Annotated in this window: 12 protein-coding genes and 1 pseudogene; 8 read left to right on the top strand and 5 right to left on the bottom strand. The window is 67.0% G+C overall.

Annotated features, from left to right (window positions below):
* Positions 1-101 precede the first annotated feature (101 nt).
* From PT015_RS04595 to PT015_RS04585, 3 genes are read left to right on the top strand one after another with little or no spacing between them, the layout of a single operon-like run.
* Positions 102-1964 carry a hypothetical protein gene (locus tag PT015_RS04595; RefSeq protein WP_390887994.1) on the top strand — a complete coding sequence of 621 codons (1863 nt, stop codon included), beginning with the start codon at positions 102-104 and terminating at the stop codon, positions 1962-1964.
* Positions 1961-2335, top strand: a complete 375-nt coding sequence (locus PT015_RS04590) for a hypothetical protein (RefSeq protein ID WP_285189119.1) — start codon at positions 1961-1963, stop codon at positions 2333-2335. Before PT015_RS04595 ends, PT015_RS04590 begins: the two co-directional genes overlap by 4 nt.
* Positions 2332-3675: a hypothetical protein gene (locus PT015_RS04585; RefSeq protein WP_285189118.1), complete on the top strand. Its 1344-nt coding sequence runs from the start codon at positions 2332-2334 to the stop codon at positions 3673-3675. Before PT015_RS04590 ends, PT015_RS04585 begins: the two co-directional genes overlap by 4 nt.
* A gap of 7 nt (positions 3676-3682) precedes the next feature.
* On the opposite strand, the gene fdhD is transcribed toward PT015_RS04585, so the two are convergent.
* A complete protein-coding gene (gene fdhD, locus PT015_RS04580; protein ID WP_285189117.1) occupies positions 3683-4510 on the bottom strand; it encodes a formate dehydrogenase accessory sulfurtransferase FdhD in 828 nt (275 codons plus the stop codon).
* Between the two features lie 64 nt (positions 4511-4574).
* On the opposite strand from fdhD, the gene PT015_RS04575 reads away from it, so the two are divergent.
* Together PT015_RS04575 and PT015_RS04570 are read left to right on the top strand one after the other, a co-directional pair.
* Entirely contained in the window at positions 4575-6860 is a 2286-nt protein-coding gene (locus tag PT015_RS04575) for an FdhF/YdeP family oxidoreductase (RefSeq protein WP_285189116.1), read from the top strand.
* An 84-nt stretch (positions 6861-6944) separates the two neighbouring features.
* Positions 6945-7793: an aldo/keto reductase gene (locus tag PT015_RS04570; RefSeq protein ID WP_285189115.1), complete on the top strand. Its 849-nt coding sequence runs from the start codon at positions 6945-6947 to the stop codon at positions 7791-7793.
* A 6-nt stretch (positions 7794-7799) separates the two neighbouring features.
* Here the strand turns inward: PT015_RS04570 and PT015_RS04565 are convergent, their stop codons facing one another.
* Genes PT015_RS04565 through PT015_RS04550 form a run of 4 tightly spaced genes read right to left on the bottom strand, consistent with a single transcriptional unit; the run spans position 7800 to position 11455 of the window.
* Entirely contained in the window at positions 7800-8309 is a 510-nt protein-coding gene (locus tag PT015_RS04565; protein ID WP_285189114.1) for a 2'-5' RNA ligase family protein, read from the bottom strand.
* On the bottom strand, positions 8309-8989 hold the full coding sequence (bioD, locus tag PT015_RS04560; protein WP_285189113.1) for a dethiobiotin synthase: 681 nt from the start codon (positions 8987-8989) through the stop codon (positions 8309-8311). Before bioD ends, PT015_RS04565 begins: the two co-directional genes overlap by 1 nt.
* Positions 8986-10134, bottom strand: coding sequence for an 8-amino-7-oxononanoate synthase (locus PT015_RS04555; RefSeq protein ID WP_285189112.1), 1149 nt, complete (start codon positions 10132-10134; stop codon positions 8986-8988). Before PT015_RS04555 ends, bioD begins: the two co-directional genes overlap by 4 nt.
* A gap of 4 nt (positions 10135-10138) precedes the next feature.
* Entirely contained in the window at positions 10139-11455 is a 1317-nt protein-coding gene (locus PT015_RS04550; RefSeq protein WP_285189111.1) for an adenosylmethionine--8-amino-7-oxononanoate transaminase, read from the bottom strand.
* A gap of 68 nt (positions 11456-11523) precedes the next feature.
* Between PT015_RS04550 and PT015_RS04545 the strand changes: the two genes are divergently transcribed.
* From PT015_RS04545 to PT015_RS04535, 3 genes and pseudogenes are all read left to right on the top strand, one after another.
* Positions 11524-11967, top strand: a complete 444-nt coding sequence (locus PT015_RS04545; RefSeq protein ID WP_285189110.1) for a hypothetical protein — start codon at positions 11524-11526, stop codon at positions 11965-11967.
* Between the two features lie 285 nt (positions 11968-12252).
* Positions 12253-12750, top strand: a pseudogene (gene ripD, locus PT015_RS04540) (NlpC/P60 family peptidoglycan-binding protein RipD); the annotation flags it as partial.
* 75 nt (positions 12751-12825) lie between these two features.
* The gene (locus PT015_RS04535) at positions 12826-14982 is read left to right on the top strand and encodes an acyltransferase family protein (RefSeq protein WP_390887993.1); all 2157 of its coding nucleotides are present in this window, start codon (positions 12826-12828) and stop codon (positions 14980-14982) included.
* Positions 14983-15018 lie beyond the last annotated feature (36 nt).

Below are 15018 nucleotides of genomic sequence, written 5' to 3'. Positions count from 1 at the left end.
AGCAAATCGCCGAAGTTTGAGCGTAGGACCCGCAGGCTACCTACCCTTGGGTAAGTTAAGCGCCCGGAAGACTCCGGGCGGGCCGGCGCAGTGTGGGAGGTATCACGGTGGATCTGACACTTCTTGCGGCTGAGCCGCCAGCGCGCGGCGCCGGCCTCGACCAGGTCATCGGACTGACGATCGCGGCCATGTTCATCGGTGCCGGCATGCTCTATGTCGGGTGGGGTCACCGCACTCGCCGCATCACATGGCTGAACACCGTCGCCGAACGCCTTGGCAACAAATTCAATCGGCCGTCGTGGGTCGCGCTGACCATCTTGGTGTTCACCACGTCGATCATCTGCGCGCTGTTCGGTTTTATCTGGGATGTCAGTTGGCACATCGGGAATGGCCGCGATCCCGGGCCGCTGGCCAACCCGGCTCACTACTTCATCATCATCGGCCTGTTCGGAATTTTTCTCGCCGGAGCGATCTCGGTCGTGCTGCCATATGACAAGCCCGGTCCGGCCTCGGTGCGCATCACGCGCAACTGGTACGCCCCTGTGGGTGGCTTGCTGATGGCGGCGTGCGGCATGTACGCGATGATCGGCTTTCCGCTCGATGACATCTGGCACCGCATCTTCGGCCAGGACGTGACCCTCTGGGGCCCAACGCATCTGATGATGATTGGTGGCGCCAACTTCTCGTTGTTCGCCGTGCTGATGCTCGAGTACGAGGGCGCTCGCAAAGTCGAGGAGACGCCGGCCGACGAAGCGCTCGAACGCCACGACGGTCCGTTCATCAAATTCCTCCGCTACCTCTCGAGCGGCGGCCTTTTGATCGGTATGTCGGTCTACCAAATCGAATTCGACTTCGGTGTGCCACAGTTCCGACTGGTTTTCCAACCGATGCTGATCGCCGCCGCCGCGGCCATCGGGTGCATCGTTGCCCGCATCACGCTCGGTAAAGGCGCGGCGATCATTGCGGCGCTGTTCGCCATCGCGTTGCGTGGTGGAGTCGCTTTCCTCGTCGGCCCGATTCTCGGCGCTCCGATCAACTGGTTCCCGCTCTACCTCGGGCCGGCCCTGGTGGTCGAGTTGGTTGCTCTGACACCGCTTTTCAAACGCCCGATCGTCTTCGGCGCCGTCTCCGGTCTCGGCATCGGCACCGCCGGTCTGTGGCTCGAATCGCTGTGGATCGGAAAGGTGTACCACTACCCGTGGCCGGTCGACCTTTGGCGGGAGGCGCTGCCGACTGCCGTCCCGGTGGCGATCTTCGCCGGCGTGTGCGCGGCTCTCTTCGGCATGGTGTTGACCAGCCAGCGACTGCCGGGCCGCGCGTTCGGCATCACCGCTGTCGCGCTGACCGTCCTCATCATCGGTGGCACCGTCGCCAACGGTCTGCACATCCTGGTTCCGAAGCAGGACTCGGCGACCGTCAAACTCACCGACGTACCCAGTCCCCCCGGGCAGCGAATGGCGACAGCGGACGTTCAACTCAACCCGCCCAACATGGCCGGTGACCACCCGGACTGGGTGACGATCCTCGCCTGGCAGGGCAAGATGGAGAACCATCGTGGACTCTTCATCAACCGTCTGCGCAAAGTCGGTCCGGGACATTACGTCTCGACCGAGCCGGTTCCGGTGTGGGGCGACTGGAAGACGCTGCTACGCGTGCACGACGGGCGAGACCTCGCCGCGGTACCCATCTGGGCACCGGCCGACGAGGCGATCCCCGTACCGGAGATCCCGGTACTGAGCAACGGCACGCGTCCGTTTGCCTTCGAGGTGTCCATCTTGCAGCGCGAACGCGACCCGGGCGTACCCGGTTGGTTGTTCACTGCGGGCGGGGTCGTCGTTCTCTTCTTCACGATCACAGTCATCACCGCGCTGACGTGGGGCGCGGGCCGGATCAATAATTCGGAGAATGCGCCGAACGAACCGGGAGAAGAAGCAGTCGAGCACTCGCCACCGCGGGCAGCATGAGCGGATTGACGAAGCTTCGGCAGGCTCTCGTCGTCACGGCGTTCTCCGTGCTGTTGGTGACCCCGGCCGCATGCGACAGCGCGTCGAAAACGACTGGTGCAACCGGGCTTTCGGTGGATATCACCATTGCCCATGGCCAGGTGACACCGTCGAACGCGACTTTTCAGGCGACAGCCAAGCAGCCGATCACGCTGCACGTCACCAGCGACGTGGCTGACGAGCTGCACGTGCACTCGGTGCCCGACCACAAGTTTCCGGTCGCCGCGGCACCCAACCAAAAGTTCGAATTCAGCGTCGACGTTCCTGGCAGTGTCGACGTCGAACTGCATCACCTCGATCGGACGGTCGCCACCATTCACGTGAATCCGTGACTGAACGCCTCGTCGCGCACGGCCTCGGCGGGTCGAGCGATTTGCCGGTGCCGTATGCCTTTTCGGTGGTCGGGGCCGCGTGGGCGCTCACCTTCACTTTCGCGCTGGTGGCGTTCGCATGGAAGCGGCCCCGCTTCGACGCGGACAATCCGACTCGCCCACTGCCGGCGGCGGTGACGACGTTCGTGGACTCGCCCATCACCCGCGCGGTGGCGGCAGTGGCGACCCTCGCGTTCACCGGATGGGTGTTACTCGCCGGCCTGTTCGGCCCACAGACGAACGCCAACGCGCTGCTCGGCGTCTTCTACGTACTGTTATGGGTTGGGCTGGTGGCGGTTTCGCTGCTCGTCGGGCCGGTATGGCGAGTCATCTCGCCGGTGCGCACGGTGTACTTACTGTTGCAACGCATTACGCCGAGCCCGCGGTGGTCCTATCCGGAGTCGTGGGGATATCGACCCGCCGCCGTGGGCCTGTTCGCGTTCGTGTGGATGGAACTCGCCAGCCCCAATCCCGCTGCGCTGCCGTGGGTCAAGACCTGGCTGCTGAGCTACGCGCTAGTGCTGTTGGTCGGGGCGTGGCTGTGCGGACAACGTTGGTTCGCCCGCGCGGACCCGTTCGGCGTCTACAGCATGGCGGTGTCACGGCTCTCACCGTTCCGCCGCGACACGAAAACCCGACGGATCGGGATCGGAAACCCGTTCGACAATCTGTTGTCATTGCCGATTCGGCCGGGCGTCGTGGCCGTGCTGGCGGTACTGCTCGGCTCGACCGCATTCGACAGCTTCTCCTCCTCGGCGACGTGGCGCAACTTCGCAGATGGTCTATCACGCTCCATTCATTTTGTGCCCGTGGCGGTCTCGTCGTGCGGGTTACGCACCATCGGCCTGCTGGTATTCGTGGCGGTCGTGGGGACGACGTTCTCACTGGCCGCGCGCGCGACCGGCGGCCTCGACCGGGAAAAGCGTCGCGCGCTTCCCGGTGAATTAGCCCATTCGCTGATCCCGATCGTGGTGGGCTACATCTTCGCGCACTACCTGTCTTACCTCATCGAGCGTGGTCAGCAGGCGGTTTTCGCGCTGGCGGACCCGCTTGGCCACGACTGGAATCTGTTGGGCCTCGGGCATTTACACGTGGCCTACGTCCTTTCGTTGCACCCGACCGTGCTGGCCGTGATCAAGGTGACGTCGGTGGTGACCGGGCATATCGTCGCGGTGATCTCGGCGCACGATAAGGCGTTGCGGCTGCTACCCAAGCGTCATCAGCTCACCGGCCAGCTCACGATGATGCTGGTGATGGTCGGCTATACGTTCACCGGGCTGTACCTGCTGTTCAGCGCGTAGCCGTCGGTCAGACGCCGTCGACCCGGTCCGGCCGTGCGTAGATGTTCATCGAATCGCCCCGCAGGAACGCGACCAGTGTCAGCCCCGATTCGCTGGCCAGGTCGACCGCCAGCGACGATGGAGCCGACACGGCGGCCAGCATCGGGACACCCGCCATGACCGCCTTCTGTGTCAACTCGAACGATGCCCGGCCACTCACCAGCAGCACCGCGGTCTCCAGCGGAATCCGGTCGTTCTCCAAGGCCCAGCCGATCGCCTTGTCGACAGCGTTGTGCCGGCCGATGTCTTCGCGCGCGACCAACAGCGTGCCGTCGGCGCCGAACAACGCCGCACCGTGCAGGCCACCGGTAGTGGCGAATACCTTCTGCGCCGCGCGGAGCCGCTCGGGCAGAGCGGACAGGGTGGCGGCGCTGACGCGCAGGACGTGATCCCCCACCGGGTATCGGCTGCTGAGCCGCACGGCGTCGAGGGAGGCTTTGCCGCACACTCCGCACGACGATGTGGTGTAGAAGTTGCGGGTCACGTCCGTGCTGGGCGTGGGCACGCCGGCTTCCAGCGTGATGTCAAGGACATTGTAGGTGTTGAGACCGTCCGGTCCGGCGCCGCTGCAGTATCGGATGGCGGCCACGTCGGCCCGACGGGCGATGATCCCCTCGGTGAGCAGAAAGCCTTGCGCGAGTTCGAAATCCGACCCGGGCGTGCGCATGGTGACCGTGATGGGCGTGCCGTTCACGCGGATCTCGAGCGGTTCCTCGACGGCAAGGGTCTCAGGTCGGTGCACGGTCGCGTCGGCGCTCACGTGCCGAACCGGCCGACGTGCGGTTACCCGACCCATGATGCGAGCCTAGCCAACCCTGGCTCGGGTTTATGCTGAGCGTCTACCCGAGCAGACGGATCCGATGCCGACAGATCATTCGCGCGACGAGAAGCTCAGAGTCACGCCGCCCAAACAGTGGGCCACCGGCGTTCCCGGCGTCCTGCACGCCGTGCAGTTCTCGCTGGAGGAGACCTCGCCACGGCGCGCCGCGATCAACCTGCTGAGCATCAACCAGGCGAACGGCACCGATTGTCCGGGGTGCGCCTGGCCGGAGCCAGACCCGAAGCACCGGCACATCAACGAGTACTGCGAAAACGGCGCCAAGCACATCAACGACGAGGCCACGACCCGCCGAATCACGCGGGAATTCTTCGCCGAACACTCGATTCCGCGGCTGCTGGCCGAATCCGACATGTGGCTCAACCAGCAAGGCCGGCTGACCGAGCCGATGGTGAAGCGGTCCGGATCCGATCACTACGAACCGATCGGCTGGGACGACGCGCTCGACCTGCTCGCCGCCGAACTGCGCGCGCTCGACTCACCCGACGAAGCGTTGTTCTACACCTCGGGCCGGGTCAGCAACGAGGCCGCATTCCTGCTGCAGTTGTTCGCCCGGGCGTTGGGTACGAACAACCTCCCCGACTGCAGCAACATGTGCCACGAGTCCAGCGGCTCGGCGCTGCAGGAGACGCTCGGAATCGGCAAGGGCAGCGTCAGCCTCGACGACATCCACGAAGCGGACCTGGTACTCGTCGTCGGTATCAACCCCGGCACCAATATGCCGCGAATGCTCTCGGCGCTCGAGGAGACCAAACGCAACGGCGGACAGATCATCGCGGTAAACCCGCTGCCGGAAGCCGGGCTGATCCGGTTCAAGAATCCCCAGAAGGTCCGCGGAATCATCGGCCGCGGAACCACTATCGCCGATCAGTTCCTGCACATCAGGCCCAACGGCGACCTCGCACTGTTCCAGGCCGTCAACGCGCTGCTACTCCAGGCCGAGGCGGCTGCGCCCGGGACCGTGCTCGACCACGATTTCATCGAGTCGCACACCACCGGGTTCGCCGAATTCACCGAGCACGTCGCCCGGATTTCGTGGCCCGAGATCGAGGCGACGACCGGACTTCGGCGCGCGGAGATCGAGCAGGTCGTCGAGCGGGTGCTGGCCAGCAAGAAGGTGATCGTGTGCTGGGCGATGGGCATCACCCAGCAGAAGTACGGCGTCGCGACGATCCGCGAGATCGTGAATTTCCTTATGCTGCGCGGCAATCTGGGTCGCCCGGGTGCCGGCGTCTGCCCGGTGCGCGGGCACAGCAACGTGCAGGGCGATCGCACGATGGGCATCTGGGAGCAGATGCCGCAGACGTTCCTCGACGCGCTGGAGCGCGAATTCGGATTCACTCCCCCGACCAAGCACGGACTGGATGCGGTGAACGCCATCCGGGCGATGCGCGACGGGCAGGCCAAGATCTTCGTCGGTTTCGCCGGCAACTTCGCCCGCGCCACCCCGGACAGCGACTTGACCGAACAGGCGATGCGGGCCTGCCGGCTGACCGCGCACGTCTCCACCAAGTTGAATCGCTCGCACGCGGTGTGTGGCGAGACCGCGTTGATCCTGCCGACGCTGGGCCGCACGGACCGCGACGTGCAGGCCACCGGCGAGCAATTCGTCACGGTCGAAGACTCGATGAGCATCGTGCACCAATCGCACGGCCGGCTCAGCCCGCCGTCGGATCAGCTGCTGAGCGAGGTCGCGATCATCTGCCGATTGGCCCGGCGCACCCTCGGTGACACCCCCGGAATCCATTGGGACGACTTCGAAGCCGACTACGACGAGATTCGGCAGCGCATCTCGCGGGTCGTTCCCGACTTCGACGACTTCAACGCGCGGGTGCGCAGACCCGGTGGGTTTCGGCTGCCCAACCCGGTCAACGAGCATCGTTTCCCGACCCCGTCGGGCAAGGCCATTTTCACCCGCAACACGTTCGATCGGGTCCACCCGCCGGACGGCCACCTCATCCTGCAGACGATGCGCTCACACGACCAGTGGAACACCGTGCCCTACGCGCTCGACGACCGCTACCGCGGCATCCACAACGGGCGCCGGGTGGTGCTGATCAATCCGGCCGACATCGACCAGCTCGGCTTGGCCGACCGCCAGCTCGTCGACCTCGTCAGCACCTGGGATGACGGTATCGAACGGCGCGCCAAGGGTTTTCGCGTCGTCGCGTATCCCGCCGCCCGCGGCTCGGCCGCGTCCTACTACCCCGAGACGAATGTCCTGGTACCGCTGGACAGCGTCGCGGAGGTCAGCAACACCCCGACATCAAAGGGTGTGTTCGTCCGATTCGAGCCCGCCGCGGGGTAGCCAGTCCGGTGTAACTGTCGCGGCCGCCGGGTTTGCGTCACCGCGATGACGGGCAGCCTTCGCGGAAGCCCAGGAGGTCACCACATGAGTTCAGTGCCGTCAATCACCTTGAACGACGGTAACGCGATACCGCAGCTCGGTTTCGGCGTCTACCAAATCGAACCCGACGAGACCGCAGAGGCGGTCCGTACAGCCATCGAAATCGGCTACCGGCACATCGACACCGCGCAGATGTACGGCAACGAGCAGCAAGTCGGTCAGGGCATCCGGGAGGCCGGCGTCGATCGCGAGGACATTTTCGTCACCAGCAAGCTCAACAACGGATTTCACCGGCCGGCTGACGCGCAGCGCGCATTCGACGAGACGCTCGCCAAGCTCGGCTTCGACTACGTCGACCTGTTCCTCATCCACTGGCCGTTGCCGACGCTCTACGACGGCGATTTCGTCTCGACGTGGATTGCGCTGGAAGAATTCGCCACGGCGCGTCGGGCGCGCAGCGTCGGGGTGTCCAACTTTCAGGTCGCGCACCTGCAGCGGCTCGCGGCATCGTCGGAAACGGTGCCGGCGGTCAACCAGGTCGAGATTCACCCTTACTTCGGCAACGAGCAGGTCCGGGCCTACGACCTCGACAACCGCATTGCCACCGAGGCGTGGTCGCCGATCGCCCAGGGAAAAGTCCTCGACGATCAGGTCATCACCGGCATTGTCGACGCTCACTCGAAGACTGCCGCGCAGGTAGTACTGCGGTGGCACATCCAGCGCGGCGACATCGTGTTTCCGAAGTCGGTGCACCGCGAGCGAATTCAGGCCAATTTCGACATTTTCGACTTCGAACTCGATGGTGACCAGATGACCGCGATCACGGGCCTCGACCGGGGCGAGTCCGGGCGCATCGGCCCCAATCCCGACGAATTCGACTACGTCCCCGACTGATCGTCGCTAGCCGATCGGGTACTCGACGCGCTCGGTGCCGTCCCAACGCCGCAGCGCGGCAAGGTGACCGCGGATCTCGGCGGGTTGGCCCACGACCCTCAGCATCGGCCCCACGGATGCGTTCTCGATCCGGCGGGCCAACGTGACATGCGCGGTCCACTGGCTGGGCAGGCTGTGCGGCAGCGGACCGGGCAACAGGTGGGGCTTGCAGACGCGGTGCACCTCGGCGTGCAATGCCAACAGCCCGTCCGTGGGCACGATGAGCCGGGCCAGCACCGCATTCGACTGGCCGAACAGCACCGGTGCGCCGATGTCGCACTCCAGCGGAAGCTGTTGCGCCACAGTGCGAAGCGGGTCGTCGACTTCGGGCGCGATCCGCTCGGCCACCGCAACCGTCACGTGCGGGCGGCCCGCCGGGAGCCGGCTCGGCAGATCCGCGTCAGCCAGATCGTCCCAGATCCGACGCAGCGTCGCCTCGGTATCGGGATCGAAGAGGAGCTCTACCGAATGCACCATCAGCGCAGCAGGCTGGTCACCCAGTCGCGGTCGAACGCGTGCACGCTCATCGCGGTGAATTCGGCCATGGTCAATTGCCCGGCACCCGCTGGTAATTCGGCGCGCATGGTGCCGAGCCGGACCAGCGCTGAGCGATTCGACGCCTCGACCACACCCGGAGGCAGCGGCCAATTACCGATTACCAGGCCGGCACACGGAAGGTTGTGAGCAGCAAGCGATTCCAGCGTCAGCGCGGTGTGATTCAGGGTGCCCAGCTCGGCCGTCGTGACCACCAGCACCGCGGCGGCCAGATCGGCGGCGAGGTCGCGCAGCGTGACACCGCCGGCGGCGAGCTCGACAAGCAGGCCGCCGGCGCCTTCGACAATGGTCAATTGTCCCGGATGATCCACGGCGCGAATGAGTTTCAGCATCGTCTGCTTGCTGGGCAGCGAACGTCCGGCCTGCTCCGCGGCGGCCAGCGGGGCCATCGGCTCCGGGTATCGCGCCAGCCCGACTACCTTGCTGATGCCGGTCAGCCGGGTCACCTCGCGGAGGTCGTCATCACCGGTCGCGGTCCCGGTCTGCACCGGCTTGCAGACCGCGACGGCGATGCCTGCCTGCCGGGCGGCGGCGGCCAGCGCCGCGGTGGCGATCGTCTTGCCGACGCCGGTCCCGGTGCCGGTGACGACCAGAACCGTCAACGCCGTGCGGCGGCCAGCACGTCGGTCAACACCGTGCGGGCCAGTTCGAGGTCGTCGTGGTCGAGCGACGCACGCGCGGTCAGCCGCAGCCGCGACGTGCCCGCCGGCACGGTGGGCGGCCGGAAGCAGCCCACCCGCACGCCGGCATCCAGGCATGCCGTCGCGGCGGCCAGCGCGACCTCTGGCTCGCCGAGGATCACCGAGACGACGGCGGACTGCGGCACCTGGGCCACCTCGCAGATCTCGGCCAGGGTGGCGGCGTGCCGCAGCACCGCCTCGGGCCGCCACGGCTCGGCCTGCAGGACCCGCAGCGCGGCCAGCGCCGCGCCGACCGCGGCCGGCGCGAGGCCGGTGTCGAAGATGAACGGCCGCGCCGCATCGATCAGGTGATCGCGCACCGCGATCGAACCCAGCACCGCGCCACCCTGACTGCCGAACGCCTTGGACAGCGTCGTCGTCATCACCACGTCGGGTGCGCCGGCCAGCCCCAGCTCATGCAGCAGGCCCCGCCCGCCGGTGCCACGCACCCCGAGCCCGTGGGCCTCGTCGACGATCAGCAGCGCCCGATGGCGGCGGCAGACCTCGTGCAGTTCCCGCAGCGGGGCAAGCGCGCCGTCGGTGGAGAACACCGACTCTGTGATGACGATGGCCCGCTCTTCGTCCCGTGCGGCCAGTGCCGCGTCGACCGCATCGACGTCGCGGTGCGGCGTCACCACCACCCGGGCGCGGGACAGTCTGCAGGCGTCCACCAGGGAGGCGTGCGACAGGGTGTCCGAGACCAGCAGGGAGCCCGGTCCGGAGAGCCCGACGACCGCGCCCTGGTTGGCGGTGTAGCCGGACGAGAACACCAGTCCTGCTGCGGCACCGACGAATTCGGCGAGGCTGGACTCCAGCTCCTCGTGCAGCGAGGTGTTGCCGGTGACCAGTCGCGAGCCGGTCGCGCCGGCGCCCCAGGTGCGCAGCGCGTCCACGCCGCCTTCGATGACGGCGGGGTGCTGCGACAAGCCGAGGTAGTCGTTGGACGCCAGGTCGAGTTCGGCCGCGACCGCGGGACGCAACCGCAGCGCGCGGCGCAGTCCGGCCTGGCGGCGTTGCTCGGCGTGTGCCTCGAGCCAGGCCAGTGGGGACGTTTCGATCTGCGTCATCGTTCTAGAGCCTACGAGTACCGGTCAGCCGGGCGACCTCCACCATCGCCGACGTGACCTGCGTGATCTGTTCCGGTGTGCAGATGAACGGCGGCATCGCGTAGACCAGGTTGCGGAACGGCCGCAGCCAGACGCCGCGATCCAGCGCCGCCGGGGTCGCCACGCCCAGGTCGACGGGACGGTCGCATTCGATGACACCGATGGCCCCGCATACCCGGACGTCGGTCACGCCCGGTAGGTCCCGGGCCGGCTCAAGCCCGGCCACCAGCCCGGCGCGGATCTCCGCGACGGTGGAGCGCCAGTCCTGCCCGAGCAGCAACTCGACCGCGGCGGCGGACACCGCGCAGGCCAGCGGGTTGGCCATGAACGTCGGCCCGTGCATCAATGCCCCGGCCTCGCCGCCGCTGATGGTGTGCGCGACGTCGGTGGTGCACAGGGTCGCGGCAAGGCTGAGGTAACCGCCGGTCAGCGCCTTGCCCACACACATGATGTCGGGGCTGACGCCGGCATGGTCGGCCGCGAACAATGCGCCGGTGCGGCCGAAGCCGGTGGCGATCTCGTCGAAGATCAGCAGCACGTCGTGTCGGCGGCAGATGTCCCGCAGGTCGGTCAGGTAGCGGGGGTCGTGAAACCGCATGCCACCTGCGCCCTGCACGACCGGTTCGACCACGACGGCGGCCAACTCGTCGGCGTGCTCGGCTAGTTGCGACTCGAACGCCGCGACGTAGGCCGGGTCGTAGGCGCTGGGTACCTGTGGGGCGAAGACCTGGTGGGTCAGCACGTCGGACCAGAGCGAGTGCATGCCGCCGTCGGGGTCGCAGACACTCATGGGCGTGAAGGTGTCGCCGTGATACCCCCCGCGCCAGGTCATCAGCCGGTGTTTGCCGGGCAGGCCACGGCTGCGCCAGTACTGCAGGGCCATCTTGACCGCGACTTCCACCGACACCGAGCCGGAGTCGCTGAAGAACACGGTCTCCAGCCCGGCGGGGGTGATCTCGACGAGCAGTTGCGCCAGCCGGGCCGCGGGCTCGTGGGTGAGGCCGCCGAACATGACGTGGTTCATGGTGGCCAGCTGTCGCGTCATCGCGGCGTCGAGCGCTGGATGGCCGTGGCCGTGGACGGCCGTCCACCACGAGCTCATCGCGTCGATCGCCTGCATCTGCTGCCCGTCGCGCACCAGCGTGAGCCAGACGCCGCGGGCGGCCACCGCGACCACCGGAGGAATCGCCTCGGCGCCGATCGTGCTGTAGGGGTGCCAGAGGTGGGCCGCGTCGATCGCAATAACCTGCTCGGGCGTCAGCTCCGCAGCCCCGGACGTCATAGAGAACGAGGGTAAGGCCAGCGAGTTCGGTCGCAGAAATTCCGGGCATCCGGCAGCATTGAGCCACCATGGCGTCGCCCCAGCAGTTCGATAAACCGTCTCCCGACCACCACGACGACTCACCGCCGCGTGTGCTGCGCCTGCGGCTGGTGCCCTGGGACGTCCTGTCGCTAGTAGTGCTGCTCGCACTGCTCGCCGGGCTTGCGTTCGGAACCAATTGGTATGCAAGGCTTTTCGGGTTTCTCCGGGATGTCTGCGTGGGCGACTGCCCGGCCGCGCCGTTCGGCGTCGACTACTACATCTATCCCGTGGTGTGGGGCGGGATCGGCGCCGCGGTAGCCGCTGCCCTGCTCGGGCCGCTGGTCTCGCTGCTGAAGGGTTGGTACCTGTCTTTCTGGCCGCCGCTGGCGATCGCGCTCGTGCTGTTCGCCTCCGGAGCAGGCGCGGCGCTCACGGAATTCAGCGGCAGGTACTGGCATACGGATCCCAGCGGTTACGAACAGCCGGAGTGAGAGCGAAATCACAACTGCGGGCACGGTTTTCGGCTTTTGACCCGTCTGCGATCACCGTTCGGTCACGGTACGACAAAAAATCCCGCCACCGCCCCCAAAAATGTGGCTCTTCCAGGCATTTGTTGCCACAGTGTGCGTAGTGACTGTTGTGAACTCAACGGTTCACCAACCGGGGGCGGCGTGGCCCCCGAACGGGGCGGGCCTACGCGCGACCCTCACGGTGAATCGGCGGAATGGCGGCAACGGCGCGCGGTCACCGCGTCGGGCCACAGAGAGGTGATCACCATGAAACGCAGCTTCTCCATCCCGGCCGGCCTGGCCCTGCTGTTGGCGCTGCCGATGGTCAACCCCCACGTCGCGAGCGCGGACCCGACCGGCCCGACCCTGGTGGGCTACCAGCAGAGCACCGGCTACGTCGTCCAGCGCGCGCTCTCGCAGCGCAACGTGCCGTTCCTGTACGGCGGCGGCAACTCCAACGGCCCCACTCGCGGCACCGGACTGAAGGCCAACATCGTCGGCTTCGACGCCTCCGGCCTGATCCAGTACGCCTACGCCGGCGCCGGCGTGAAAATGCCGCGCACCTCGGCCGAACAGTGCGCCGTCGGTCGTAAGGTCGCGCCCTCACAGGCCCGCCCGGGCGACCTGCTCTGCTACGGGCCGGGTGGAACTCAGAGCGTCGCGCTGTACCTGGGCAGCAACCAGATGATCGAGGCCACCGAGCCCGCGGTCACCGTCACGACGGCGCGCACCACCAACATGGTTCCGTACCTGACCCGCGTCCTGGAGTCCTGACCCGACAGCTCAGGGGCGGGTTTCGCGCACGCGCGTCGGCCAGCGGCTTGGGTAGATTGTCTGTCAATCATGACGATCTCCCCGACCCGCTCGGCCGACGCCGGCGTTGTGCAGAGCGCGCAACCCGCGACGGAAAACCGGGCGGGGTTCTACCGCCTCGATCTCGACGGGCTGCGCGGCATAGCCATCGCCCTCGTCGCGATGTTCCATGTGTGGTTCGGCCGGGTCTCCGGCGGCGTGGACGTCTTCCTCGCCCTGTCCGGCTTCTTCTTCGGCGGCAAACTGCTGCGTGCGGCGCTCAATCCGGAGTCCTCGCTGGCGCCGGTTCCCGAGGTCGTGCGGCTGGTGCGCCGGTTGCTGCCGGCCCTGGTGGTGGTGCTGGCCGGCTGCGCGGCGCTGACCGTCCTGATCCAGCCGGAGACGCGCTGGGAGACCTTCGCCGACCAGAGCCTGGCCAGCCTCGGCTATTACCAGAACTGGGAGCTGGCCAGCACGGTCGCCGACTACCTGCGGGCCGGTGAATCGGTCAGCCCGCTGCAGCACATCTGGTCGATGTCAGTGCAGGGCCAGTTCTACATCGCCTTCCTGGCACTGGTTTTCGGCTTCGCGTATTTTTTCCGGCGTCGCCTCGGCGACCGGCTGCGGACGGCGTTCGTGGTGTTGCTCAGCACGCTTGCCGTCGCGTCATTCGTCTACGCGATCTTCGCCCACCAGGCCAACCAGGCGGTGGCGTACTACAACAGCTTCGCGCGGGCCTGGGAGTTGATCCTCGGGGCCCTGATCGGTGCGCTGGTCCCCTACATCCGGTGGCCGATGTGGCTGCGCACGACCGCGGCGACCATCGCCCTGGCGGCGGTGCTGTCCTGTGGCGCGCTGGTCGACGGGGTCCGCCAGTTCCCGGGTCCGTGGGCGCTCGTCCCGGTCGGTGCGGCGGTGCTGTTCATCCTGGCCGGTGCCAACCGGGCCGACGGGGTCGATTTGCCGCTGCCCAACCGGCTGCTGGCGACCGCGCCGCTGGTGCGACTCGGCGAGATGGCCTACTCGCTGTATCTCTGGCACTGGCCGCTGCTGATCTTCTGGCTGGCCTACACCGGCCACGCGCACGCCAACGTCGTCGAGGGCACCGCGGTGCTGCTGATCTCCGGCCTGCTGGCGTATCTGACCAACCGCTACATCGAAGAGCCGCTGCGGCAACGCAAATCGGCCAGCCCGACGTCCACGTCCACAGTCACCGTGCCCTGGCGGACCCGGCTGCGGCGTCCGACGATCGTGCTGGGATCGGTGGTCGGACTTCTCGGGGTGACGCTGACGGCGACGGCCTTCACCTGGCGCGAGCACGTCAGCGTCGAACGCGCCAGCGGCAAGGAGCTCAGCGGCCTGAGTTCCACCGACTACCCCGGCGCCCGCGCGCTGATCAAGCACGTACGGGTGCCCACCCTGCGGATGCGGCCGACCGTCCTGGAGGCCCAGACGGACTACCCGCCGTCCACGCGCGACGGATGCATCAGCGATTTCAAGAACACCGACGTACTCAAGTGCAGCTACGGCGACAAGGACGCCACTCGGACCATCGCGTTGGCCGGCGGCTCACACGCCGAGCACTGGCTGACTGCGCTGGACATCCTGGGCCGTCGCCATCACTTCAAGGTGACGACCTACCTGAAGATGGGCTGCGCGCTGTCGACGGAGAAGAAGCCGCTCGTGATGGGCAACAACGATCCGTACCCGGAATGCGCCGAATGGGTGCCCAAGGCGATGGACGCGGTGGTCGCCGACCACCCGGACTTCGTGTTCACCACCTCGACGCGACCGTGGAACATCAGGCCCGGTGACGTGATGCCCGGCACGTATGTCGGCATCTGGCAGGCGTTCTCCGACAACAACATTCCGATCCTGGCCATGCGCGACACCCCGTGGCTGGTCAAAGACGGCCAGCCGTTCAACCCGTCGGACTGCCTGGCCAAGGGCGGCGACTCGACGTCGTGTGGCATCAAACGATCCGATGTGCTGGCCGACCGCAACCCCACCCTGGACTGGGTCGAACAGTTCCCGATGCTCAAGCCGCTGGACATGAGCGACGCTGTCTGCCGCGCCGACATCTGCCCGGCCGTCGAGGGAAACGTGTTGGTATATCACGACGCTCACCACCTCTCGGCCACGTACATGCGGACCATGACCAACGAGCTGGGCCACCAGCTCGGGCCGGCCACCGGCTGGTGGTGACCGCTCGGCGACGATGCACGCCGCGGCCGAGCGAGC

The organism is Candidatus Mycobacterium wuenschmannii (genome assembly GCF_030252325.1).
GTDB lineage: Bacteria > Actinomycetota > Actinomycetes > Mycobacteriales > Mycobacteriaceae > Mycobacterium > Mycobacterium wuenschmannii.
Note: the sequence above shows the minus strand (reverse complement) of the source record. Positions and strands in the feature narration are given on the sequence as shown.

Excerpts from the sequence above, each read along its gene's own strand:
- PT015_RS04555 (WP_285189112.1), bottom strand. The coding sequence starts at position 10,134 with ATGACGCAGATCGAAACGTCCCCACTGGCCTGGCTCGAGGCACACGCC.
- PT015_RS04550 (WP_285189111.1), bottom strand. The coding sequence starts at position 11,455 with ATGACGTCCGGGGCTGCGGAGCTGACGCCCGAGCAGGTTATTGCGATC.
- PT015_RS04565 (WP_285189114.1), bottom strand. The coding sequence starts at position 8,309 with ATGGTGCATTCGGTAGAGCTCCTCTTCGATCCCGATACCGAGGCGACG.
- fdhD (WP_285189117.1), bottom strand. The coding sequence starts at position 4,510 with ATGGGTCGGGTAACCGCACGTCGGCCGGTTCGGCACGTGAGCGCCGAC.
- PT015_RS04590 (WP_285189119.1), top strand. The coding sequence starts at position 1,961 with ATGAGCGGATTGACGAAGCTTCGGCAGGCTCTCGTCGTCACGGCGTTC.
- PT015_RS04570 (WP_285189115.1), top strand. The coding sequence starts at position 6,945 with ATGAGTTCAGTGCCGTCAATCACCTTGAACGACGGTAACGCGATACCG.
- PT015_RS04575 (WP_285189116.1), top strand. The coding sequence starts at position 4,575 with ATGCCGACAGATCATTCGCGCGACGAGAAGCTCAGAGTCACGCCGCCC.
- PT015_RS04545 (WP_285189110.1), top strand. The coding sequence starts at position 11,524 with ATGGCGTCGCCCCAGCAGTTCGATAAACCGTCTCCCGACCACCACGAC.